Genomic DNA, 25785 nt, shown 5'->3' with positions numbered 1-25785 from the left:
GAAAGTATTAAGTATTTAAAATTTACAGCTATATGAAGTAAAAAGTGTTTAAAAAATGTAATTTTCGATACTCTTTGCAAATTACATATAGCTTAATAGAATAAAATTAAAACTCAACATATGAAATTCAATACAAAAGTGATCCATGGAGGTCAGCATCATGATCCGGTTACGGGAGCGGTTATGCCTCCGGTATATCAAACTTCAACTTATATCCAGACAAGTCCGGGTAAGCCATTAGGAGATTATGAGTATAGTCGTGCATCGAATCCAACAAGAACTGCTTTGGAAAATGCATTGGCGAGCATTGAAAACGGTACTCGCGGACTGGCTTTTTCATCGGGTTTGGCTGCTACAGATTGTATTTTGAGATCTTTTAAGTCAGGTGATGAAGTAATTGCCATGGATGATTTGTATGGAGGTACTTATAGAATGTTTTCGAGAATTTATAAAGACTCAGGTATTAAATTTCATTTTGTTGATATGACAGATATTACAAAACTGAAATCTTTGATTAATAAAAATACCAAATTAATCTGGGTTGAAACACCTACAAATCCTTTGATGAAACTGGCCGATATTGAAGAAATTGCGAAAATCACCAAAGAAAATAAAATCTGGCTTGCGGTAGACAATACTTTTGCAACACCTTATTTGCAGAAGCCACTTGATTTAGGTGCTGATATCGTAATGCATTCGGCAACAAAATATTTAGGAGGCCACTCTGATGTTATTGCCGGAACCTTAATTGTAAAAGATGAAGTCTTGGGCGAACAATTGCATTTTCAGCAATTTGCAACCGGGGCAACATTAGGACCAATGGATAGTTTTCTGGTTTTAAGAGGTATCAAAACACTTTCGTTAAGAGTTCAGAGACATTGTGAAAACGGCGAAAAAGTAGTTGAATTTTTAAGTAATCATCCAAAGATTAAAACGGTTTATTATCCCGGATTAGAAAGTCATCCGTTTCATAAAATTGCTAAAAAACAAATGAAAGCTTTTGGCGGAATGGTGTCCTTTACTTTTGTTTCAGGCAAAAAAGAGGATTCAATTGCTTTTTTAGAGAAACTTAAAGTATTTACTTTAGCTGAATCTTTAGGAGGAGTAGAATCATTGGCGAATCATCCGGCTTTAATGACCCATGCTTCCATCCCGGCAGATAAAAGAGCTGAGGTTGGAATTACAGACGATTTGGTGCGCCTCAGTGTAGGTATTGAAGATGCCGAAGATCTGGTAGCTGATTTAGAACAAGCATTATCATAAAAAAGCAAAACCCCAACTCGAAAGAATTGGGGTTTGTTCTTATATTGTTTTTTTAGAATTCTAAATAATGGGAATAACCAAAATTGAACCAGACCTGAGAATCTTTGGCTTTGTTTTCCTTATAAAGATCCCTGTTAGGATTTAAACCGTCTATCCAATCTGAATTGAATCCCTGATAACGTATTTCAAAAAGCAAATCGTTCATTTCGTCTAATTTGTATTGCACACCAACACCCAGAAGAGCTGAAATGGTAAAACCGCTTTCAGTTGAAAAACCATATTGATTACCTTCTGAAGGCACCAGATATTTGTCAGGAGTTGTAGCAGGAATCCCCAATTGTCCAAGTGATGAATTAGCCTGGGTACTATAATAACTCGCCATAACTCCTACAGTTAGATAAGGATAGAAACTGCCAACATATTTTTCAAATTCGTGAATTGTCATGAAAGGGGAATAATTTAATTGAGCACCCACATTAAGTAAATATGTTTTTCCACTCATGGCTTTAAGTTTTTCTTTGCCTACAGAAGGTTTGCCCTCTACCCAACGCCCAAAATGCTGAAAATCTGTTTTGCTAAACGAAATCTCAGAGCGAACTTTAAAATGCTCATTGAAATATTCGTTGCCATTTGCAGCTGATGAAAAGTTTATCCAATGAACCGCACCAATACCAAAACCGGTATTTCCTATATTGGTAGATTGATCGTGTCTCTGTCCGTAGTCAGACTGAAAAGCTACCGGACCTGCTATGAATCCAATTTCGTAGGCTAATTGCGCATTTGATACCGTGGAAATACCAAATATTGTAAAAAGAGTTAAGGCTATTTGCTTGAGCATGAGTTTTTCGGCTTTCAAAATCATAGGCAAATATATAAAAAACATAACCCACTTTAAAATAATTAATTAGTCAATTAAAAAATAAGTAATGAAACACTTAAAAGTATAATCATAATATTGGAATTAGACAGGAATATGATCGTTGTAAATATGAATTGTAAATTTGTTTGAAAAATATACAATTCTTATGAATTTGTTATAAAATTTATTTCTGAATCCGATTTTACTTTACCTTTGTTATCAATAACGAAAACGTTTTCTTAATGATGTTTTCTTATTTAATTGGTACAAAAATAATTTGTAAGCGTAACTTATTGCAAAATGATGAAACAAAAAATAAATGAGTTTATGGCTCTGGTAGAGTCGAAAAACCCAAATGAACCTGAATTTCTTCAGGCAGTCAGAGAGTTTGCAGAAACGGTAATTCCGTTTATTGCTGAACAAAAAAAATACGATGGAAAAAACTTACTTCTTAGAATAGCAGAGCCCGAAAGATCTATAATTTTTAGGGTTCCCTGGGTAGATGATAAAGGAGAAATCATTGTAAACAGAGGATTTCGAATTCAGATGAATTCAGCAATTGGTCCTTATAAGGGCGGGATTAGATTTCACCATACAGTAAATCTTTCTGTTCTGAAATTTTTAGCATTTGAACAGGTTTTTAAAAATAGTCTGACCACACTTCCAATGGGTGGAGGAAAAGGTGGTTCTGATTTTGATCCGGAGGGAAAATCTGATGGTGAAATTATGCGTTTTTGCCAGTCATTTATGACCGAGCTATGCCGTCATATCGGGCCGGACCTTGATGTACCTGCCGGAGATATTGGTGTGGGTGCAAGAGAAATTGGTTATTTGTTTGGTCAGTATAAAAGAATCAGAAACGAATTTACCGGTGTTTTAACCGGAAAAGGTCTGGCTTATGGAGGTTCATTAATCAGGCCAGAGGCTACAGGTTATGGTGTTGTATATTTTACAGATCAGATGCTTCGTACTATCGGGCATGATATTAAAGGTAAGAGGGTTGCTATTTCAGGATTTGGAAATGTTGCCTGGGGAGTTGCTCTAAAAGTAAATGAACTTGGTGGAAAAGTAGTTACGCTTTCTGGTCCTGATGGGTATATTTATGATGAAGAAGGAATTTCCGGAGAAAAAATAGATCACATGCTTGAAATGAGAGCAACAGGAGATAACAGGGCAGAAAGATATTTGGAGAAATATCCAAATGCTGTTTTCCATAAAGGAAAAAGTCCATGGGAAGTAAAAGTTGATATCGCAATTCCATGTGCTACTCAAAACGAATTGAATGGGGAAGATGCCCAAAAGCTAATCAATAATGGTGTTCTATGCGTAACTGAGGCTGCAAATATGCCTTCTACATTAGATGCAATTAAATTATTCTTAGATAATAAAGTTTTGTTTGCTCCCGGAAAAGCTGCTAATGCAGGCGGAGTTGCTGCATCGGGATTAGAAATGACGCAAAACTCTATTCGCCTGAACTGGACAAGTGAAGAAGTAGATTTAAGACTAAAGGATATCATGGTTGGAATTCACAATCAGTGTAAAAAATATGGTGCAGAGAAAGATGGTTATGTGAACTACGTAAAAGGTGCTAATATTGCCGGTTTTGTTAAAGTTGCTGATGCTATGCTTGCTCAGGGAGTAGTATAGTTTTTATATTAAATTTAAAGAATGCCTTCGTTTTATCCTTAAATAGGATGAAATCGAAGGCGTTTTTGGTTTCTGTTATTCGTGATGTATTTTTAAAATAATATTTAAAACAGAACAAAAATCAAATACTTCCGTTTGTATTATATTTGTGAATCTGAATCTTCCAAATAATGAAAAAAGGGTTTTTATCAATATTGCTTGTACTAATTTTTCAAAATAGCTTTTCACAGAGTAATTTATCATGGCAAGGCTATTTTTCGTATAATGAAATTAAAGATGTTTCCATAGCCGGTACATCAGTTATTGCTGCTTCAGAAAATGCATTATTTTCTAAAAATTCAGCAACAAACAGTGTTAAAACAACTACCACTATTGATGGCCTTTCCGGACAGACAATATCATCAGTCTATTATAGTGAAGCTTCTAAAAAAACGCTGGTAGGGTATGAAAACGGCTTGATGATCGTAATAAATGAAAAGGATGGCACTATGCTGAAAGTTGTAGATATTATCAATAAACAATTGCCTTCAGGTATAAAAAGAATCAATCATTTTATGGAACACAATGGATTGATTTATGTTTCATGTGATTTTGGAATAGTACAGTTTAATTTAACTACTTCACAATTTGGAGATACTTATTTTATTGGTGATGCCGGAACTGAAATTGCTGTAAGGCAAACTGCTTTTTTTAATGGTTTTATTTATGCCGCCACTTCAAGCAGCATAAGACGTGCAAATAGCGCTAATACGAATTTAGTCGATTACAATCAATGGTCAGTTGTAAATTCAGGAGATTGGTCAAGTGTGGAAACTTTTGATAGTGAACTCATTGCAATTAATTCAGGCGGATATGTACATCGATACAATTCAAATTCTTTTATTGGATTTTTACAGCTTCCACAGCCCTCAACAGATTTGCGTGCAGTAAACCATAATTTGTTTATTACTACCGCAGGTGCAGTTTACGTTTATAACAATCAAATGATTCTGAGTCGCCAGATTTTAAATACTCAGGTATTAGATGGAAACCTGAGTTTTACCTGTGCCACATTGTTAGGAGATATTATCAGTGTTGGAACTAAAGAAAATGGTTTGTTTAGTTCTTCACTTTCTGTTTCAAATCCTTTTGAAAATAGCATGCCAAGCGGACCTTTGAGAAATAATATTTTCGCTCTTAATGTAACTCCAAGTGTTCTTTGGTCAGTTTATGGAGATTATGATGGCCGGATGAATCCATATCCTCTGGATAGTTATGGTATTAGTAAATTAGAAGAAAGCGGTTGGTTAAATATACCTTATGAAAAAGTATTTGGCGCAAAATCAATAGTAAATATTATAGTGAATCCAAATGATGAAAATCAGGTCTATGCGAGTTCTAATTTTTCAGGATTATTAAAGATTGAAAATAATGAACCGTCTATTCTATATAATGAAAAAAATAGTGGACTGGAAACACTAACTTTTGTAGGTCCTAATTACATTGATGTGCGTATTAATGGGGCGGCTTTTGACAAATCAGGAAATCTCTGGCTCACAAATAGTATGATTGATAACGGACTGAAAGTATTGCAAACAAATGGACAGTGGCAAAGTGTTTCTATGAAAACTATTTTAGTCAGGCCTCAAGATGCCAGTTATACCGATTTAACCATTGATAAAAACGGAACTAAATGGATTTCAATGAACACAGAAGGGGTTGTAGGTTTTAATGAAAAAGGAAATGTATTTAAAAAAATTAATGCAGGCACTGATGCGGGAAATTTACCAATTAATAATGCCACGGCTCTGGCGGTAGATTCCAAAAACCAATTATGGATTGGGACAACAAAAGGGTTGAGGGTTCTGTCGAATGTAAATAATTTTCAGTCTGAAAACCAATTGAACACAAGACCAATAATTATTATGGAAGATGGTTTAGCGCAGGAATTATTATATGAGCAATCTATAACTGCAATAGCGGTAGACGGATCAAATAACAAATGGATTGGTACAGCAGATTCTGGTGTTTTTATGGTATCACAAAACGGCCAGGAAACAAAATATCATTTTACAATAAACAATTCACCTTTACCCGCTAATGCTATAAACGATATAAAAATCAATGATAAAACGGGTGAGGTTTTTATAGCAACAAGCAAAGGAATGATTTCTTTTAAAGGATCTGCTACAGTGGCTAATGAAAACCTGAATAATGTATATATTTATCCAAATCCTGTTCGCCCTGGTTATTCAGGAACGGTTAAAATTGCAGGGTTAATTGACAAGGCAAATGTTAAGATTACAGATATTGAAGGCAATCTTGTTTACGAAACTATTTCAGAAGGAGGAACAATAGAATGGGATACTACGGCCTTTGGAAGATATAAAGTAGCATCGGGTGTTTATATGGTTTTTATTTCTGCTCAGGATGGCGGAGAAACAAAAGTTAAAAAAGTAATGATAATTCGTTAAGGTTAGTTTATACAACTATGAATAGTAAAAATTGTTTTGATTTTTTACGATTTTTCTTTGCTGCCAATATTTTATTGGCACACCTTTCAGAACTTTCCCAAAGTAAAAGTTTACTGTTTTTATCTAAGATTTCTAATTCAGTGATGGGAGTTAGAGGATTCTTTGTTATAAGCGGTTTTTTGGTAGTTAAAAGTTATATTGAAACGCCTTCTTTAAAAGACTACTTTATTAAAAGAATCAGAAGAATTTTGCCAGCTTACGTATTTGTAGTTTTATTTTTTACACTATTCTTATCTGTTTTTAGCAGCAATAATTTTATTGAATATTTTTCTAATATAAATGTTTTTAAATACTTGGGCTGGAACTTACTTTTTTTAAATTTCATGAATCCTTGTCTTCCCGGACTCTTTGAGAATAATCTGTATTGCGCAGTAAATGGGGCACTTTGGACTTTAAAAATAGAAATATGTTTTTATATAGCTTTACCGCTAATTTTTTATGTAATTAAAAAAACACGAAAAAGATTTTTAGTACTCATAAGTCTGTATGTTTTATCTGTAGGGTATTGGCTCCTCTTGAATTTTTATTTCAATAAGCCCTTGCTTGCAAAACAATTACCGGGTTATTTGTCTTATTTTTTAATAGGTATTTTTATGTTTTTGAGTTTTGATTATGTCACGAGAAATAAAAAGATATTTTTAGGGTTGTCTGTTATGGTCTTTATAAGTTATCATTTTTTGAGTTTTCAAATGGAATTATTTTATCCTGCAGCCTTTGGAATCATTTTGATAATTACGGCCTACAATATTCCTTTTCTCAATAATTTCGGAAAATATGGGGATTTTACTTATGGGCTCTATATTTATCATTTTCCGGTAATTCAGCTTTTCAGGCAATATAATTTATTCGAAAAGAACAATCCTTTTTTGATGGCTATTGCTGTAATTTTAATCTCAATATTTTTTGCTGTGCTTTCCTGGTTTTGTATTGAAAAAAGATTTCTAAAGAGATTCAAAAAAAGTGAGCAGAAGAAAATTCAATTTTATGCAGGTTAAAACAAAAGCTATAGTAATTTCATCTCTGAAATTTCAGGAAAAAAGTCTGATAGTTAAATGTTTTACGCTTTCGAATGGGCTAAAATCTTATTTTGTCCGTGATGCTTTTTCGAGCCGGAAAGCAAGTCAGAAAATTGCATATTTCCAGCCTTTATCTATTCTGGAAATAGAGGCAGTTCATAAAAACAAAGGGACTTTAGAAAACTTCAAAGAAATCAAAACAGCAGTTCCTTTCCAAAGCATTCATACAGATCTTGTAAAAAGTACAATGGTCATGTTTCTTTCTGAAATTTTGCATTATTCAATTCAGGAAGAAGAAAAAAATGAATCTTTATTTGTGTTTTTGGAAACTGCGCTGAAATGGCTGGATCATCACAGTGAGATTTCTAATTTTCATTTAATTTTAATGTTGGAAACTACGAAATACTTAGGTTTTTACCCGGATGTTTCAGAGCTTGACTTGCCACATTTTGAAATGAATGAGGGTGTTTTTACACTTTTTAACGGATCAAATTCTTTAACAGAACACGAAACAAATTTGTTTAAAAAACTACTCGGTTTAAAATTTGATAATGATCAGAAAACCTTTCACGTGGTAGAAAGACAAATACTTCTAAAAGTTCTGATTGATTATTACAGCCTTCATCTGGATGGTTTCAAAAAACCAAATTCACTTGAGGTTTTGAAAGAAATATTTTCTTAATTAAAATTTAATTTCTATATATTCGCAGACAATTATTTTAATCATATAATTGCCACATTTCTATATTATTAATTTTAAAAATCTACTATGAAGAAAATTACTTTTTCAATTATTTTACTTCTGGCGGTTTCGATTTCTGCAGTTTCCCAAAGGAAATATGATGAAATTGTTACAACAGAAAATGCCGTACAGGATTTGGTACAAAACGAAATTACCGGTGTTGTTGTGTTTAAGGAAGGCGGAACTATAAAAGGTTTAGATCCGGAAACAAAAAAAATTGTCTGGACCCTGACTAAAGATGATTTTGGAACTACTTCAGCAGGAGATATTTTGACAGATCCTGATTTTGGAAAAATTTTTAAGGAGAAAAGCGATTTAACCAGTGTTCCGGGAAGTCCATACGTTGAAGCTTATATCAATAGTAAATATTTAATTATTAATACCGATAGTGGGAAAGTAGTTTACAATTCATCTAAAGAATCGTTCTGGGTAACGCAGTCAGATTTTATTCCTGAAACTGATGAATATCTGCTTACTTTGAAAAAAGACGGAGACATGGCAATTGCTTTATTGGATATGAAAACTGGGGAGTTGAAATGGAACACTACTGTTGATAAAGCAAAATCATTATTTAGCTTTTCTTTCAAAGAATCTGCAAACACAAATATTGCTACAGTACACGGATCAGTTATTTACTATTTGTTGTACGGAAAATTATATTCTTTTGACAGAAACTCAGGAAAATTAAACTGGAAAGGTGAAGAAGATTATTCAAAATTCTTTTTAACTCAAAATAATAAAAACATTGTAGTAGTTAATAATGCAGGGACTTTTTCTAGTAAACAATATTTGAATGTCTTGAATACTGATACAGGAAAAAGTATCTGGAAAGAATCAATCAAAACAAAGAGAGTGGTTTATCTGGAAGACTGGGGAACAAAAATACTAGTTGCCCACTTCAGTGGTTTTAACTTTTATGACTTGGGTACTGGTGAAAAAATCTGGAAAAAGGATGCGCGCGGTGATGGTTTGAAAAGAGTTATCCCAATCGATCAGGATTTCTTGTACGTGGCTGAAAACGAAATGATGCTAATCAACAAAGACGGTGAAAAACTTTGGAAAAAATTCATCGAAATTTCTGATGACAAAGAAGATCCAATTTATTATTTAGGAAAAGTAGGTGAAAAAGTAATGTATCTTACAGGTACTTACGGAAATATGGTTGATTACAAATCAGGAATTAAACTTTGGAAGCGTAATATTAATTTTGATAAAAATCGTCCGGTATTACCTGCTTATGATGAAGCTACGAATTCTTATGTAGTTTATAACGACGAAAAATTATACAAGTTTGATCCAAGTATTAGTGATAAACCGGAGCCTTTCGCAAAAGTAAATATCAAAAAAGAAAAAGAATTAAACAGTATAGAGCAGTTTCCTTGGGGAGTAGTGCTTTCGGGTCCGGTTGAGGTAATGGGAGTTAATATGGACGGTACAATAAAATACCATCATACTTATACACAGCCAGGTGAAGGAACAAGACGTCTTATTAAAAGTGCTGCTATTGTGGGAAGCATTGGTATGGGTATAGGTTCAGCAGTAAGCGATATCAAAGGTGCTGAATTAACAATGACATACCGTGATTCTTCAGGAAACATGAGATCTACAGTTATAAAAAAGGAAGATAAGACTAATCAGGATCAGGCAAAAGCTTATGCAGCTGGTTCAGCTGCTCTTGGTCTGGTAGCAGCTAAGTTTAATTCCCGTTTCAATGCGATGAAACAAAACAGAGATTTCTCTTATATTTTTGCAAAAGCTGATACAGGAGAAAAAGTTTTGGTTAAAGTGAGCAAATCAGATGGAGTAGAGGTTGATAAAATTATTTTTAATAATAATAAACCGGTTTATGAAATTGATCCGGCAACCCAAAATATCTTTTATGTTTCTGACAAGTCTATTCAGATCTTTAACAAAAAATAATAACAGAAAACCTTTAAGGCCATCAGAAGATAATTCTGATGGCCTTTTTTTTGCCTATGAAAAAAATAATACTCTTAATCGCGTTGTTTCTAATTGGTGTAATTCAGGCACAAGAAAAAATAAACTCCAAAAAAAAGAAGTTTTATATACCTGTAATTGAATATTCAGAGTTCCCTGTTCTTGATAATGCATTAACTCAGACCACTTTTTATCAGGTAGATAAGAGGTTAATACAGGAAGAGCCTATCTTGAAGAAAAATTATTTTAATATAGAAGGTTTTATAAAAGATCCAGCAAATGGAAAGCTAAGGATTTATTTAACTATTGAATTGCCACAATATCAGGCAACAAAAATCGATAGTACATTTGATAAAAAGAAGAATACGTGGGAATTTTTTGCATTTTCTAATTATAGTGTAAAGATAAAAGTGGAAGCAAAATGTGCTGATAAACTTCTATTGTCGGAGGATTTTAATACTGTAGAATCTTATACAATTGGTGTTAGTTCTCAAAAAGATAAATTGAGGGATGCAGTAATTACAAATAATAAAAAAGTTGCCGAGGCAGAGAAAAATGGGAATTACACTGCTGAAGAATTAGGATTGGACGCAATGATTTACAGTTCTGTGCACACAATACAAAACTATCTTAATTACAAATTAAGGTATACTACAGGCGAATCTAAAATAAAATTTGAATTTGTTACTTCAAAAGGGCACTCTGAATACAATCAAATGCTGGCATTTGAAAATGAAATTACGGCTCAGATGGAAAAAGTAACCCTTGAAAAAGGTTTAGACGAAAAACCCTTACTGCCGCATTTGCAATATCTGGAAAGTTTATTAGTGAAATATCCGCCTTCACCTGCAAACGAAAACATCCGGTTTATAGTAACCAACAATTTAGCCGAAACTTATTTTTTACTTGAAAATAAAGAGAAAGCATTAGTGTATGCCAATTTGCTTATTGAGAATGATAAACAGGATTCCAGAGGATCTTCAATTGTAAAAAAGGTAAATAAAGGCTATTTTGCCGATAAAAAAATAAGAAGCCACACGACTCGTTTTGCAGATCTTAAAAAACTGGGTCTCAAAATAGCAGAAGAAAAAGAAGAAAAACGATTAGCTTTTTTTGAAAAAATAGAGCAGCAGGAAGCAGAATGGGAAACTGAAAAAGCCAACCGTGAAGCAAAACTGGAAAAAGCCAAAATCCAAAGGCATAATATGCTCGATTCTATTCCGTATCAGCTTAATGCTAAATTGTTAGCAAAAGTAATTGCCAGTCTGGGAGGAAGTGATGCTTTGAAAAAAATTGAAAAAGCACATCTTTTTTCTAAACTTACAATTGAAGGAAATAAAGTGCCTCAGACAGAAGAAAAATGGGCAACAAATTCTAATTATCTTTTAAGAAAAAAAATGCCTGAAAGCTATTATGAAATAATGAATGGAGCTGAAGCCTGGAGCCATGATGACCGTGAAAACGGAGTAAATGCAAAATGGGCAAAACTTACCTCTTACGATCATAATAATTTGTCTAAAAATGCTGATTTAGTAAACTTTCTTACCGATTTAAGGCTTGATTTGTGGAATGATTTTGAAGTTTTGGAAGATGAAATGTATGAAGGAAGATTATGTTATCATTTAAATTATTTTGAAAAAACATTAAGTACAGGAAACAGAACAATTCCAAAAACGGATTATCATGTTTTTATAGATAAAGAAAATTTTACCATTGTTTCTACAGAAAAAACAGAATTTGATAATGGAAATAAGAGTTTCTTCGAGAGAAAACTTTTTGGAGATTATCGCCCGGTTACAACATTGAATTCCGGAAAAATTCCGCATAAGATTAATTATGAAATTGAAGATTTTAATGGCGAAACATTATATCAGGAGGTACGGGAAAAAATCGAAGTGAATCCAGTTTTTGGAAACAGAATTTTTATGAAAGAAGTATATTTCGGAGGATTTAAATAGCCTTTAATTTCTTTAAAAAAGATTAACATAGAATTGACTGCTTTTTGGTTCATTGACTACTATTTTTGAGATTAGTGCCAGAAAGTAGTCAATTCTTTTGTTTTTGATGTGCTATCTCTCTATAAAAGTGTGAAATTTCAAGAAATTGATGGACAATAATTCAAAATTCCTTACTTTCGCACCTCGTTTAAGAAAAGGATAAAATGAGTACAAAATTTACTGAATACAAAGGACTTGACTTACCAACTGTAGCGTCTGAAGTTCTTGATTTTTGGAAGAAAGAAAATATATTTGAAAAGAGTGTAACAACTCACGAAGGTGCTGAGCCTTTCGTGTTTTTTGAAGGTCCGCCTTCAGCAAACGGATTGCCTGGAATTCACCACGTAATGGCACGTGCGATTAAAGATATTTTTTGCAGATATAAAACTCAAAAAGGTTTTCAGGTTAAAAGAAAAGCAGGATGGGATACTCACGGTTTGCCTGTAGAATTGGGAACTGAAAAAGAATTAGGAATTACAAAAGAAGATATTGGCAAAACGATTTCTATCGAAGAATATAACGAAGCGTGTAAAAAAACCGTAATGCGTTATACCGACGTATGGAATGATTTGACCGAAAAAATGGGGTATTGGGTTGATATGGAAGATCCGTATGTAACTTATAAACCAAAATATATGGAGTCGGTTTGGTGGCTTTTGAAACAAATCTACGATAAAGGTTTGTTATACAAAGGTTATACAATTCAGCCCTATTCTCCAAAAGCAGGAACGGGATTGTCTTCTCACGAAGTAAACCAGCCGGGAGCTTACCGTGATGTTACGGATACTACGATTGTAGCGCAATTCAAAACATTGCCAGAAACTCTGCCTTCATTTTTGAAAGGCTTTGGAGATATCCACATTTTAGCCTGGACGACAACTCCCTGGACATTGCCTTCAAACACCGCTTTGACAGTGGGGCCAAAAATCGATTATGTTTTAGTAAAAACGTTCAATCAATATACTTTTGAGCCTATCAATGTTATTTTGGCTAAAAACTTAGTTGGAAAACAATTCGGAAAAGGATATTTCGTAAGTGAAGACGACGCTGATTTTGACAATGTGAAAAACGGCGACAAAAAATTGCCATATAAAATTTTAACGGAAGCAAAAGGAGCCGATTTAACAGAAATCCGTTACGAGCAATTATTGCCTTACGTATTGCCTTATGAAAATGCTGAAAATGCATTTAGAGTAATTTCTGGTGATTTCGTAACAACAGAAGATGGAACAGGAATCGTGCATACAGCTCCGACTTTTGGTGCAGATGATGCTAAAGTGGCAAAAGAAGCAAAACCGGAAGTTCCGCCAATGTTGGTTTTGGACGAAAACGGAACGGCAGTTCCTTTAGTAGATTTACAAGGAAAATTCACTTCGCATTTAGGTGATTTAGCGGGTAAATATGTTAAAAACGAATATTACGACGCAGGACAAGCTCCGGAGAAATCTGTAGATGTTGAAATCGCTATTCGATTAAAAGAAGAAAATAAAGCCTTTAAGGTTGAAAAATACGTACATAGTTATCCACACAGTTGGAGAACTGATGAGCCGTTGTTGTATTATCCCCTGGATTCATGGTTTATTAAAGTAACCGATGTAAAAGATAGAATGTTCGACCTGAACGAAACTATCAACTGGAAACCTAAATCTACTGGTGAAGGACGTTTTGGAAACTGGCTTAAAAATGCCAACGACTGGAACTTATCTCGTTCTAGATATTGGGGAATTCCATTGCCAATCTGGAGAACTGAAGATAAAAAAGAAGAAGTTCTGATTGGTTCTGTAGAAGAATTGTACAATGCGATTGAGAAATCTATCGAAGCTGGTTTTCAAAAAGAAAATCCTTTTAAAGGTTTTGAAATTGGAAACATGTCTGAATCAAATTATAATTTAATTGATTTGCACAAAAATGTTGTGGATGAAATCACTTTAGTCTCTGCTTCCGGAAAACCAATGAAGCGCGAAAGTGATCTGATCGATGTTTGGTTTGATTCCGGAGCAATGCCTTATGCACAATGGCATTATCCTTTTGAGAACAAAGACAAAATTGATGAGAATAAAGATTTTCCGGCTAATTTTATTGCAGAAGGAGTAGATCAGACTCGTGGATGGTTTTATACGTTACACGCGATCGGAACTTTGGTGTTTGATAAAGTAGCCTACAAAAATGTCGTTTCAAACGGTTTGGTGTTAGACAAAAACGGACAAAAAATGTCTAAACGTTTGGGTAACGCAACAGATCCTTTTGAAACAATCGCAGAATACGGTCCGGATGCAACACGTTGGTACATGATTTCAAATGCAAATCCCTGGGATAACCTGAAATTTGATATCGAAGGAATTGCTGAGGTTCGCCGTAAGTTCTTTGGGACACTTTACAATACGTATTCGTTCTTCTCGTTATATGCGAACATCGACGGATTTAAATACGAAGAAGCTGAAATTCCATTAAACGAAAGACCTGAAATCGATCAGTGGATTATTTCTGAATTACATACGTTAATAAAATTTGTTGACGAATGCTACGAAGATTACGAGCCTACAAAAGCAACAAGAGCGATTTCTGACTTCGTTCAGGAGAATTTAAGTAACTGGTATGTTCGTTTATGTCGTCGCCGTTTCTGGAAAGGAGAATATGCCAAAGATAAAATTGCAGCTTACCAAACGCTTTATACTTGTTTGCTTACAATCAGTAAACTAAGCGCTCCGGTAGCTCCATTTTTCATGGACAAATTGTACCGTGATTTAACAGCTTCCACGGGAACTGAGGATTTTGCTAGTGTTCACCTGGCAGAATTTCCAAAATTTGTCGAAAACTTTGTTAATAAAACGCTGGAAAGCAAAATGCAGAAGGCGCAGACTATCTCTTCGTTAGTTTTATCACTACGTAAAAAAGAGATGATTAAAGTACGTCAGCCTTTGCAAAAGGTAATGATTCCGGTACTTGACGAGAGTCAGCGTGCAGAAATTTTAGCAATTTCTGACTTGGTAAAAGCGGAAGTTAATGTAAAAGAAATTGAACTTTTAGATGATGCTTCAGGTATTTTAGTGAAACAGATTAAACCGAATTTTAAGGCATTGGGACCACGTTTTGGAAAAGATATGGGATTGATTTCCAAAGAAATACAATCTTTTTCGGCCGTTCAGATCAATCAATTAGATAAGGAAGGAACGTTAGATATTGTTATTGCTGGAAATAGTGTAACTTTATCTTTAGAAGACGTCGAAATAACCTCTCAGGATATTGAAGGATGGCTGGTCGCAAATTCAAACGGAATAACAGTTGCGCTTGATATCACAATCTCTGAGGATTTAAAAAATGAAGGTATCGCGAGAGAATTGGTAAACCGAATTCAGAATATCCGTAAAGATTCAGGATTTGAAGTTACTGATAAGATCAAAGTACAAATAAAAAGAAACGGTATTTTAGAAGAAGCTGTTTCGAAAAATGCAGATTATATTAAATCTGAAACATTAACAGATGAACTGGTTTTTGCTGACACTTTAGAAAGCGGCACAGAAATTGAGTTTGATGATATTAAAACAATGATATTAATTTCAAAATAAGTATAAATACCATGATAGATGAAATTACAAGATACTCAGACGCTGACTTAGCGGAGTTCAAAGAAATAATCCAGGCAAAAATTAAAAAAGCACAAGAAGATCTTGATTTGATCAAAAGTGCCTATATGAACGATTTGAATAATGGAACAGACGATACATCTCCAACTTTCAAAGCATTTGAAGAAGGAAGTGAAACAATGTCTAAGGAAGCAAACTCTCAACTGGCTATCAGACAAGAGAAGTTTATCCGTGACTTAAAAAACGCTCTATTCCGTGTTGAAAATAAAACATATGGTATTTGCAAAGTAACAGGTAAATTAATAGGCAAGGAAAGGCTTAAAATTGTTCCTCATGCAACCATGAGTATTGAAGCTAAAAACATGCAACGATAATCACCTTTAAATTACAAAAGAATTAACGCTCCTTCAGGGGCGTTTTTTTTGATTTAATTGTTATTTTTGCCAACATTAAAATTCACAAGATGTCATTAAGAAAAGCGTATCTCCTTATATTTATAATATTATTGATCGATCAGGTTTCCAAAATATATGTAAAAACAAACTTTATTTTGGGTGAAGAGGTTACGGTTTTCAATTGGTTTAAAATTCATTTCATAGAAAATGAAGGTATGGCCTGGGGAACCAAAATCCCCGGCGAATATGGAAAATTAATTTTGACTGTTTTTAGGATTTTTGCCGTTCTAGGGATTGGATATTGGTTGTATGATTCTGTGAAAAAGAATGCTTCTTCTTATTTGGTTGTGGCCATTGCACTTATTTTTGCAGGAGCTGCCGGTAACATTCTGGATTCTGTTTTTTACGGTGTTATTTTTGACAGCAGTTATAACAATTTAGCGACTCCTTTTTCTCCTGAACCTTATGGTACATGGTTTCATGGTTTGGTTGTAGATATGTTTTACTTTCCTATCTGGAAAGGCGATCTGCCTTCATGGATTCCTTTTTTTGGAGGAAAGCGATTTGAATTTTTTAATGCTATTTTTAACGTTGCAGACGTAGCCATTTCTACTGGTGTTGGTATTTTGCTTGTTTTTAATAAAAGAGCATTTCCAAAACACGAATAAGGATTATAATTCCAAAAATAAATAAAATTCCAAATTCCAATATTTTGAAGCGTTCACTGTGCTTAGGTATTGGAATTTGGAATTTTTCATTATTTGGATTTAACATTATTGTGCTATTTTTACAAGACTAAAACCAAGCTTATGCAAAGCCCGTCTTTCTCAATTTACGATGCGTCTGCAGGTTCCGGAAAAACCTATACTTTGGTTAAGGAATATCTTAAAATTATTCTTTCCTCACCTAAAAATGATGCTTATCGGAATATCCTTGCGATAACTTTTACTAATAAGGCAGTTCATGAAATGAAAGGCCGAATTGTTGGAAGTCTATCTGAATTTGCCAAAGACGAGCCTTCAGCAAAAGCTATCGATTTAATGGAAGATTTGTCCCGGGAAACAGGACTTTCTGTAATTAAAATCAAAACAAAATCTCAAAATATTATTAAGCATCTTATTCATAATTATGCTGCTTTTGATATTTCTACCATTGATAAATTTACACATAAAGTAATTCGGGCTTTTGCACATGATTTAAATCTTCCAATGACTTTTGAGGTGACTCTGGATACCGAAAATTTGTTGATTGAAGCTGTTGATGCCATTATTGCACAGGCAGGTCAGGACGAAACACTGACTAAATTGCTGATTGATTTTACAATGGAAAAGACCGATGATGATAAAAGCTGGGATGTTTCGCGGGAAATCTTGGAAACAGGAAGATTGGTTTTGAATGAAAATAATCGAAATGAAATTATTCATTTTAATGATAAAACAATCGAGGAATTTGTTGTTATCAAAAAGAAAATGCAGGTCTTGTGTAAGGAGTTAGAATCAGAAAATGAACAATTTGCTATTGAGGCGCTTTCTTTAATCGACAAAAACGGAATCGACTTAAAATCTTTTTCCCGCGGGACATTTCCAAATCATTTAGAAAGTATTCGTGACGGAAAATTTAATCCGCGAAATAAAACCTTTCATGAATTTGATGATATAGCAATTAATAAAACAGCAAGTGACAGGGTTTTGATTGAAAATATTATTCCACAGTTGCTTAATATATTAGATAAAGTCTATAAAAATTTTGAAAAAAGGGATTTTTATAAAGCGTTCCTCAAAAATATAACACCGCTTTCTTTGCTGAATACTGTTAGTAATGAATTGGCAAAAATTCAATCCGAACAAAATGTTTTGTCAATTTCTGAATTCAATGCAATTATACATCGTGAAATCCAAAACCAGCCTGCACCATTTATTTATGAACGGTTGGGCGAACGTTACCGTCATTTTTTTATTGATGAATTTCAGGATACTTCTGAAATGCAATGGCAAAATTTGATTCCGCTTATCGACAATGCACTTTCCGGACAGGATGATTTTGGCAACAAAGGAACTTTGATGATTGTAGGGGACCCAAAACAATCCATTTATCGTTGGCGGGGTGGTAAAGCAGAACAGTTTATTGAGTTGAGCAAAGATTTAAACCCTTTTAATAATCCGGATAAATCTATTAAACATTTAGATACAAATTACAGGAGTTACAGTGAAGTAATTGATTTCAATAATGCCTTTTTTAAGCTAATTTCGACCGAATTCTCAAATGAAGATTATAAAAATTTATACGAAAATCATAGTTTTCAAAATGCAAATTCTAAAAAAGGAGGTTATGTCAATATTTCTTTTCTTCCAGTAATAGAAAAAAATGATTTTACAGATGAAGATGAAGTGATTGAAAAGTCAGATTTATATGTGCTGGCAACTTTAAATACTATTCAGAAAGTTATTAGTGAAGGTTTTGAATATAAAGATATAGTGGTTTTAACCCGCAAAAGAGATCAGGGAATTGCTATTGCAAATTATCTCACAGAACAGAATATTCCGCTCTTATCATCAGAAACATTGATGATTCAAAACGCTACTGAAGTGAGGCTGATCATCCATTTGCTAAAATATCTCAATAATAGTATTGATTTGGAAGCAAAAGCAAATTTTCTCCATTTTTTAGGAAATGTGAAAGAGATTGGGGAGCCAATTCATGATTTTATTGCAGAAGGAATGAATCAGAAACTTGAAAATGATTTTGAAAAATGGCTTTTGAGCTTTGATGTTTCGCTTTCTTTTGAAAATATTCGAAAAAAATCACTTTATGAGGCTGTGGAAATTATCATCTCTAAATTTATTCTTCCTTCTGAAGGAAATGCTTATGTGCAATATTTTCTTGATATTGTTCTGGAGCGTGATATTCGAAATCAGGCCGGACTTGCTGATTTTTTAAACTATTGGGATAAAAACGCAGAAAAATTCAGTATTCCGTCTCCGGAAGGAAATAATGCAGTTCGGATTATGACGATTCATAAATCAAAAGGCTTGGAATTTCCGGTTGTAATTATGCCTTTTGCAGAAGAAGATTATAACAGAAAACCAAAGGATAAGCTCTGGCTGGATACAGTAGAGGCTGACTTGGGTGTCCCCAAAGCTCTTATTGATAATAGCAGTGCCGTAGAAGGTTTTGGAGAAAGCGCCTCAGCGATTTTTAATCTAAAAAAGCAGGAAGAATTGCTTGATAATATTAATGTTCTGTATGTGGCGTTAACACGTGCCGAAGAGCAGTTGTATGTTATATCTCAATCGCTAAAAGAAAGAAAAGATGGCGAGTTGCCAAATAATATGGCCTCTTTTTTTATTAAATTTTTAGTGCATAAAGGAATTCACGATCCGGATAAAATGGAATATGAATTTGGGAATTCAAAGAAACTTTCTGCTTCTGGTAAAGCATTGGGCTTCTTAAAAACAATTCCGGTTGTTTCGGAAGTCTTAAATCCTAAAAATATTAAAATTGCACAGCGTGAAGCTTTAATGTGGGGGACGCATCAGCAGGAGGCAATTGCATACGGAAATATTGTACATGAGATTTTGGCTTTCGTAAAGGACAGGTCAGATATTGATTTGGCAATTAGAAAAGCAATAGAGGGTGGATTATTAACATATGATCAAAAAGAAATTGTTTTTAAAACACTGCAGGAAATTGTAAGTCACCCCGAAATTAGTATTTGTTTTAACGGGGAAAATAATGTTTTAAATGAACAGACAATTGTTCAAAAACAGGGAAAAACTTTAAAACCAGACCGAATTGTATTAACCGGAAATATGGAGGCTTATTTACTGGATTATAAAACCGGAGCCAAAAATCCTAAATATGTACATCAAATTCAGGAATATCAAGATGCAGTTGAGGATTTGGGGTACAAAGTGTTAAAAAGGGCTTTGGTGTATATAGGTACCGAAATTGATGTGGTAAATTTGTGATAAAATTAATCAGATGTTAAAGAAAATACGTAGCTTAAATTTTGCTAATGTATTAATTTTTAACATATTAAAAACATAAAAATGTACGGAAAAATAAAAGAGTATCTGCAAAGTGAGCTGCAGGCAATTGAAGAAAACGGGATTTTTAAAAAAGAACGTATTATAACATCTGCCCAGGATGCTGAGATTTCGATTTCTACAGGCGAAAAGGTTTTGAATTTTTGTGCTAATAATTATTTAGGGCTTTCTTCGCATCCTGAAGTTATTCAGGCTGCAAAAGACGCAATGGATACACATGGTTTCGGAATGTCATCGGTTCGTTTTATTTGTGGAACGCAGGATATCCATAAAACTTTAGAAAAAAAGATTGCTGATTTTTATGGTACAGAAGACACGATTCTTTATGCTGCTGCATTTGATGCTAACGGAGGGGTTTTTGAGCCTTTATTAGGTGAAAATGACGCTATAATTTCAGATAGTTTGAATCATGCGTCTATTATCGATGGAGTTCGGTTGTGTAAAGCGGCACGTTATCGTTATGAAAATAGTAACATCGAAGATTTGGAGCAACAATTAATTAAGGCCAATGAAGCAGGTGCCCGTTTTAAATTAATTGTAACAGATGGTGTTTTTTCTATGGATGGCATTGTAGCTCCATTAGATAAAATTTGTGACCTTGCAGATAAATATGATGCGATGGTTATGGTAGATGAATGCCATGCAGCTGGATTTATTGGGGCAACAGGAAAAGGAACCATTGAAGCGAAAGGAGTTATGGGAAGGGTTGACATTATTACAGGAACACTTGGTAAAGCTTTGGGGGGTGCAATGGGAGGATATACTACTGCTAAAAAAGAAATTATAGAATTACTCCGTCAGCGTTCACGTCCTTATTTGTTTTCAAATTCCTTAGCGCCAGCTATTGTTGGTGCTTCTATTAAGGTTTTTGAGCTTTTGGAAAAAGATACAGTTTTAAGGGATAAATTGGAATGGAATACTAATTATTTTAAAGAAGGAATGAAAAAAGCTGGTTTTGATATTATAGACGGGGATTCAGCAATCGTGCCCGTGATGTTATATGATGCAAAATTATCTCAAAAAATGGCTAATGAACTTTTGAAACACGGGATTTATGTAATTGGGTTCTTTTTTCCTGTAGTTCCTAAAGGGAAAGCAAGAATCAGGGTGCAGTTATCTGCTGCCCATTCAAAAGAACATTTGGACAAGGCAATCAATGCTTTTGTGTTAACAGGACAAATGTTAAAAGTTATATAATTACCATTTAATGCAATTTTTGTAGGTTTTTTTTAACATAACATTTTGTATTTAAAAAATTAGGTGTTACTTTTGTCTGTAATTAACTAAATTGTAATTAAATAAAATAAGTATGAAACATCTTAACAAACTTTTTGTTGCTGTGTTAATGGCTATGGGTTTAAATGCTCAAGCACAGGACAGTAACAATCCATGGGCTATCTCTTTTGGAGTGAATGCCGTTGATACCAGAACTAGTTCTGGTTCAGGAAGTGGTTTTTTTGATCAACACTTTTCTCAGCCATTCGCTGTTAAAGACAACTGGAATATTCTTCCATCTTTATCTTACATCGGTGTAACTAAATATGTAGGACATGGTTTCTCTGTTGGTTTACAAGGTTCGGTAAACAAAATTGATAAATATGTTATTTTTGATCCATTAAATGCGAATGCAGATTCAAGAGGTAATGTAGTTGATAATCCTGGAGATTTAATGTATTACGGAATTGATGCTACTATTAAATACAGCTTCCAGGAATTAATTAAATCTAAAGTTGTAGATCCTTCGTTATCTGTTGGTGGAGGTTATACATTCTTTGGAGATAGCAGTTTTGGAACTGTAAATCCAGGTATTGGTGTGACTTTCTGGTTTACAGATGCTATTGGTCTTGAACTTGCTTCAAGATATAAATGGGCTGTAGCAGGTGATAGAGAAGATGCAAATGATGAGCCAGATGCTCCGTCTCACTTCCAGCATACTGCAGGTTTAGTTTTCAAATTTGGAGGTAAAGATACTGACGGAGATGGTGTTTACGATAAAGATGATGCTTGTCCGGATGTTGCTGGTTTGAAACAATTCAACGGTTGTCCTGATACTGACGGTGACGGAATTGTTGATGCTAGTGATGCTTGTCCAGATGTATTTGGTTTGGCTGCATTAAACGGTTGTCCTGATACTGACGGTGACGGAATTGCTGATAAAGATGATGCTTGTCCAGATGTTGCTGGTTTAGCTGCTTTAAAAGGATGTCCTGATACTGACGGTGACGGAGTTGCTGACAAAGACGATAAATGTCCTACAGTTGCTGGTCCAAAAGAAAATGGTGGTTGTCCTTTCTTAGATGCTGACAAAGATGGTGTGGCAGATAAAGATGATGATTGTCCTACAGTTGCTGGTCCTGCTAGTAACAGAGGTTGTCCAGAAGTAACTACTGAAGTTTTAGATGAGCTTAAAGTACAGGCTAGAGCAGTTTACTTCAATTCAGGTAAAGCTACTTTCAAAACTGGAGATAAAGAAACTTTAGCAAGATTAGATGCTATCAAACAAATTCTTATCAATTATCCAACTGCTAAATTCAGCATTGAAGGTCATACAGATAGTGACGGTTCTGATAAATTGAATCAAAAACTTTCTGAAGACAGAGCTGCTGCAGTTAAAAATGCTTTAATCGAAAGAGGTGTAAGTGCAGATAACTTAGAGTCTAAAGGTTTTGGTGAGTCTCAGCCAGTAGCAAGTAACAAAACTGCTGCAGGAAAAGCACAAAACAGAAGAACTGAAATCAGACACATTGGTTCTAAATATGAAGGTAAACTATAATTTACTTTCTAAATAATTTTAAAAAGCCATTCTTAATTGAATGGCTTTTTTTATTTTTATCCTATGATAAATACTTCTTTTTTAGAAAAAATTGCAGCTACCATACTTCAGGATTACGCTGAGAGGTTGTTTGAAATTACTATTGTACTTCCTAACAAAAGAGCTAAGGTTTTTTTAATTGAAGCGTTAAGGAAGCAAACTGTCAAAACGATTCTTTCTCCTGAGATTGTTTCCATTGAAGATTTTGTGCAGGAAGTTGCCGCTATTCGTTCTGTTGATCCAATTGAGCTGTTGTTTGAATTTTATGAAGTTTATCTTTCCATTACAGAAAAACAACATCAGCAATCATTTGAATTATTTGCTAATTGGGCAAAAACGCTTCTTCAGGATTTTAATGAAATTGACCGCTATCTTCTGGAACCAGCACATGTTTTATCTTATCTTAAAGATATTGAAGATATTAAAAAGTGGGGAATTGAAGTCGAAAACAAAACAAAACTCCTTGAAAATTATATTGATTTTTGGAAATTGCTGCCGGTTTATTATGAAGTCTTATATAGCCACTTACTAAATAAAGGTTTTGGCTATCAGGGATTGATTTATCGTGAAGCTGTAAAAAATCTCAATAATTTTTCAAATACGGTTTCGAATAAGACCTATATTTTTGCAGGTTTTAATGCTTTAAATGCTGCCGAGGAAAAAATAGTGCAGCATCTTTTAGCCCTTGATCAGGCAAAAATTTATTGGGATATTGATCAGGCTTTTCTGAATGACCCCTATCATGATGCAGGCCTCTTTGTACGGCGGTTTAAAGAAAACTGGAAACACTATAAATCAAATCCTTTTGAGTGGATTGCGGATGATTTTTCTCAATCAAAAAATATTCAGGTTATAGGGACACCAAAAACTATTGGTCAGGCAAAACTTGCTGGGAGTATTATTCAAAATATAGTGAGAGATAACCCGGAATCTTCCCTTGATAAAGTTGCAATTGTACTTGGTGAAGAAAATTTGCTGATGCCTGTTTTGTATTCTTTGCCAAATTCTGTAGGTGCACTCAATATTACTATGGGATATTCAGGTAAAAACAATCCGTCGCAAATTTTGATAGCGAAATTGTTCAAAATGCATACAAACGCTATTTCCAGAAATGGAACTAATTATGTTTTTTATTATAAAGATGTACTTGATATTCTGACTCATCCTTTGATTGAACCTTTTGCTAAAACCAATGAATTGGTTAAAATTATAAAAGAAAATAATTATACTTTTATTACCTATTCCAGATTAAATGAACTCAATTTAAATCAGTCAGATCTATTTAGTCTGCTGTTTCAAAAATGGGAAAATGGATCTTTAGCAGTCCTTGAAAGTATTTTGGCACTTTTGCTTTTGATAAAAGAAAATTTCAATAATGACAATGAGGAAGATAAAATAGCAAAAACTTTTCTTTTCTCTATTTTTAAAGTTATCAATAAGTTAGTCAATTATTATTCTCAGCATACACACATTGATAATATTCAGACTCTGTATGCCATTTATAAGCAGGTGGTAGATATAGCTGAAGTTTCGTTTGAAGGGGAGCCTCTAAATGGCTTGCAAATTATGGGTGTTTTGGAAAGCCGTGTTCTCGATTTTGACACAGTAATTATAACTTCGATGAATGAAGGGAAATTCCCGGCTGGAAAATCTCAAAATTCTTTTATTCCGTATGATGTCAAAAAAGAACTTGGCCTCCCAACTTTTAAAGAAAAAGACGCAATTTATACCTATCATTTTTATCATTTGCTTCAAAGAGCTAAAAATATTTATCTGATTTATAATACTGAAAATGACGGATTAGATGCCGGCGAGCGTAGCCGCTTTATTACACAATTGGAAGTAGAAAAACAGCTTAAGCACAATTTAACCTTTGATATTTACAATCCCGTCTTGCCAACAACGGCATATAAACCAATGCTAATCCCAAAGTCAGATGCTGTGATGGAACGTTTGAAAGAAATAGCTGCGACGGGATTTTCTCCTTCGGCCTTGACAAGTTATATTCGGAATCCGATTGATTTTTATTTTCAAAAAATACTTCGTATTAGGGAGGTAGAGGAAGTAGAAGAAAATATTGCTTTAAATACCTTGGGGACTATTATTCATGGGACATTGGAGGCTTTGTATACTCCTTTTATCGGAAAATTTATTTCTGAAGAAGATATTTCTAATTGTTTTAAGTTGTTGGATGATGAAGTTTTAAGGCAATTTAAGTTGGTTTATAAAGAAGGGGAAATTAAAAAAGGTCGTAATCTTTTGGCCTTTGAAGTTGCAAAACGAAATGTTTCTAATTTTTTAAAAATGGAATTGGAAACCATTAAAAATGGAGATGCAATTAAAATTATTGCTTTAGAAAAAACTTTCGAGAGAGAACTGATAAATTCAAAGCTTCCTTTTCCTGTTTTGATTAAAGGAAATGTCGACAGAATTGAACTACGCAACGGAAAGATAAGAATCATCGATTATAAGACAGGAAAAGTTGAAAAAGCCAATGTGATTCTGAAATCATGGAACGGATTGACTCAGGAGCTTAAAAACGATAAAATTATTCAGGTGCTGGCCTATGCTTTTATGTTTGAAAAAGAAGCGGGCGAGTTTCCTATTGAAGTAGGGATTATTTCGTTTAAAAATTTAAAATCAGGTTTTCTGCCGTTCGGATTTAAAGAAGATAAAGAATTGGATAGTACTGTTGCCAGAGAAACTTTAAATAATTATCTGGATGAAATTGTATTGTTATTAAATGAGATTTTTGATGCTAATATTCCATTCGAAGAAAAAATTAATTAATTATCAGAAAACTGTTAAACATATTCGAGTTTTTTAAAACCACATTAGGTATTAATTTGGCGGTATGTTCTATTGCTGTTTTGTTGGGAGGATTTGATTGTTTTTTTGCAATGTTTTTGAGTTTTGGTTTTTTAATGAGTATTTGTTTCAAAGAATTTTATCGAAAAAGCGATTATCTGTTTT

15 protein-coding genes are annotated in these 25785 nt (G+C 33.8%); 14 read left to right on the top strand and 1 reads right to left on the bottom strand.

Going from position 1 to position 25785, the window contains the following annotated elements; translation table 11 throughout:
- The first annotated feature begins 120 nt into the window (after positions 1-120).
- The gene (locus GXM16_RS15620; RefSeq protein WP_163395414.1) at positions 121-1263 is read left to right on the top strand and encodes a cystathionine gamma-synthase; all 1143 of its coding nucleotides are present in this window, start codon (positions 121-123) and stop codon (positions 1261-1263) included.
- A gap of 52 nt (positions 1264-1315) precedes the next feature.
- Here GXM16_RS15620 and GXM16_RS15615 read toward each other — a convergent pair whose 3' ends face one another.
- Complete coding sequence (locus tag GXM16_RS15615; RefSeq protein ID WP_163395523.1) at positions 1316-2101, bottom strand: THC0290_0291 family protein; 786 nt, start codon at positions 2099-2101, stop codon at positions 1316-1318.
- Between the two features lie 324 nt (positions 2102-2425).
- Between GXM16_RS15615 and gdhA the strand changes: the two genes are divergently transcribed.
- The 13 genes from gdhA (at position 2426) to GXM16_RS15550 (ending at position 25602) form a co-directional block, all read left to right on the top strand.
- Positions 2426-3769: an NADP-specific glutamate dehydrogenase gene (gene gdhA, locus GXM16_RS15610; RefSeq protein WP_163395522.1), complete on the top strand. Its 1344-nt coding sequence runs from the start codon at positions 2426-2428 to the stop codon at positions 3767-3769.
- A 170-nt stretch (positions 3770-3939) separates the two neighbouring features.
- Complete coding sequence (porZ, locus tag GXM16_RS15605) at positions 3940-6222, top strand: type IX secretion system anionic LPS delivery protein PorZ (protein ID WP_163395413.1); 2283 nt, start codon at positions 3940-3942, stop codon at positions 6220-6222.
- A 17-nt stretch (positions 6223-6239) separates the two neighbouring features.
- Complete coding sequence (locus tag GXM16_RS15600) at positions 6240-7277, top strand: acyltransferase family protein (protein ID WP_163395412.1); 1038 nt, start codon at positions 6240-6242, stop codon at positions 7275-7277.
- Positions 7267-7980, top strand: coding sequence for a DNA repair protein RecO (gene recO / locus GXM16_RS15595; protein WP_163395411.1), 714 nt, complete (start codon positions 7267-7269; stop codon positions 7978-7980). Before GXM16_RS15600 ends, recO begins: the two co-directional genes overlap by 11 nt.
- A gap of 87 nt (positions 7981-8067) precedes the next feature.
- Positions 8068-9960: an outer membrane protein assembly factor BamB family protein gene (locus GXM16_RS15590; protein ID WP_163395410.1), complete on the top strand. Its 1893-nt coding sequence runs from the start codon at positions 8068-8070 to the stop codon at positions 9958-9960.
- A 56-nt stretch (positions 9961-10016) separates the two neighbouring features.
- Complete coding sequence (locus GXM16_RS15585; RefSeq protein ID WP_167519875.1) at positions 10017-11936, top strand: hypothetical protein; 1920 nt, start codon at positions 10017-10019, stop codon at positions 11934-11936.
- Between the two features lie 203 nt (positions 11937-12139).
- Positions 12140-15541 carry an isoleucine--tRNA ligase gene (gene ileS / locus GXM16_RS15580; RefSeq protein WP_163395409.1) on the top strand — a complete coding sequence of 1134 codons (3402 nt, stop codon included), beginning with the start codon at positions 12140-12142 and terminating at the stop codon, positions 15539-15541.
- 11 nt (positions 15542-15552) lie between these two features.
- A complete protein-coding gene (locus tag GXM16_RS15575; protein ID WP_163395408.1) occupies positions 15553-15933 on the top strand; it encodes a TraR/DksA family transcriptional regulator in 381 nt (126 codons plus the stop codon).
- A gap of 89 nt (positions 15934-16022) precedes the next feature.
- Positions 16023-16622 (top strand): lipoprotein signal peptidase, encoded by a 600-nt coding sequence (locus GXM16_RS15570; RefSeq protein ID WP_163395407.1) that lies wholly within the window; start codon positions 16023-16025, stop codon positions 16620-16622.
- A 141-nt stretch (positions 16623-16763) separates the two neighbouring features.
- Entirely contained in the window at positions 16764-19922 is a 3159-nt protein-coding gene (locus GXM16_RS15565) for a UvrD-helicase domain-containing protein (RefSeq protein ID WP_163395406.1), read from the top strand.
- Positions 19923-20003: 81 nt separating this feature from the next.
- The gene (gene kbl, locus GXM16_RS15560) at positions 20004-21197 is read left to right on the top strand and encodes a glycine C-acetyltransferase (RefSeq protein WP_163395405.1); all 1194 of its coding nucleotides are present in this window, start codon (positions 20004-20006) and stop codon (positions 21195-21197) included.
- A gap of 112 nt (positions 21198-21309) precedes the next feature.
- Positions 21310-22773 (top strand): OmpA family protein, encoded by a 1464-nt coding sequence (locus tag GXM16_RS15555; RefSeq protein WP_163395404.1) that lies wholly within the window; start codon positions 21310-21312, stop codon positions 22771-22773.
- A 63-nt stretch (positions 22774-22836) separates the two neighbouring features.
- A complete protein-coding gene (locus GXM16_RS15550; protein WP_163395403.1) occupies positions 22837-25602 on the top strand; it encodes a PD-(D/E)XK nuclease family protein in 2766 nt (921 codons plus the stop codon).
- Positions 25603-25785: the final 183 nt, after the last annotated feature.

It is taken from the genome of Flavobacterium limi (assembly GCF_010645075.1).
Classification (GTDB): domain Bacteria; phylum Bacteroidota; class Bacteroidia; order Flavobacteriales; family Flavobacteriaceae; genus Flavobacterium; species Flavobacterium limi.
The sequence above is the reverse complement of the archived record's forward strand: the minus strand, read 5'-3'. Positions and strand labels throughout refer to the sequence as shown.

Excerpts from the sequence above, each read along its gene's own strand:
- GXM16_RS15620 (WP_163395414.1), top strand. The coding sequence starts at position 121 with ATGAAATTCAATACAAAAGTGATCCATGGAGGTCAGCATCATGATCCG.
- GXM16_RS15615 (WP_163395523.1), bottom strand. The coding sequence starts at position 2,101 with ATGCTCAAGCAAATAGCCTTAACTCTTTTTACAATATTTGGTATTTCC.
- gdhA (WP_163395522.1), top strand. The coding sequence starts at position 2,426 with ATGAAACAAAAAATAAATGAGTTTATGGCTCTGGTAGAGTCGAAAAAC.
- porZ (WP_163395413.1), top strand. The coding sequence starts at position 3,940 with ATGAAAAAAGGGTTTTTATCAATATTGCTTGTACTAATTTTTCAAAAT.
- GXM16_RS15600 (WP_163395412.1), top strand. The coding sequence starts at position 6,240 with ATGAATAGTAAAAATTGTTTTGATTTTTTACGATTTTTCTTTGCTGCC.
- recO (WP_163395411.1), top strand. The coding sequence starts at position 7,267 with ATGCAGGTTAAAACAAAAGCTATAGTAATTTCATCTCTGAAATTTCAG.
- GXM16_RS15590 (WP_163395410.1), top strand. The coding sequence starts at position 8,068 with ATGAAGAAAATTACTTTTTCAATTATTTTACTTCTGGCGGTTTCGATT.
- GXM16_RS15585 (WP_167519875.1), top strand. The coding sequence starts at position 10,017 with ATGAAAAAAATAATACTCTTAATCGCGTTGTTTCTAATTGGTGTAATT.
- ileS (WP_163395409.1), top strand. The coding sequence starts at position 12,140 with ATGAGTACAAAATTTACTGAATACAAAGGACTTGACTTACCAACTGTA.
- GXM16_RS15575 (WP_163395408.1), top strand. The coding sequence starts at position 15,553 with ATGATAGATGAAATTACAAGATACTCAGACGCTGACTTAGCGGAGTTC.
- GXM16_RS15570 (WP_163395407.1), top strand. The coding sequence starts at position 16,023 with ATGTCATTAAGAAAAGCGTATCTCCTTATATTTATAATATTATTGATC.
- GXM16_RS15565 (WP_163395406.1), top strand. The coding sequence starts at position 16,764 with ATGCAAAGCCCGTCTTTCTCAATTTACGATGCGTCTGCAGGTTCCGGA.
- kbl (WP_163395405.1), top strand. The coding sequence starts at position 20,004 with ATGTACGGAAAAATAAAAGAGTATCTGCAAAGTGAGCTGCAGGCAATT.
- GXM16_RS15555 (WP_163395404.1), top strand. The coding sequence starts at position 21,310 with ATGAAACATCTTAACAAACTTTTTGTTGCTGTGTTAATGGCTATGGGT.
- GXM16_RS15550 (WP_163395403.1), top strand. The coding sequence starts at position 22,837 with ATGATAAATACTTCTTTTTTAGAAAAAATTGCAGCTACCATACTTCAG.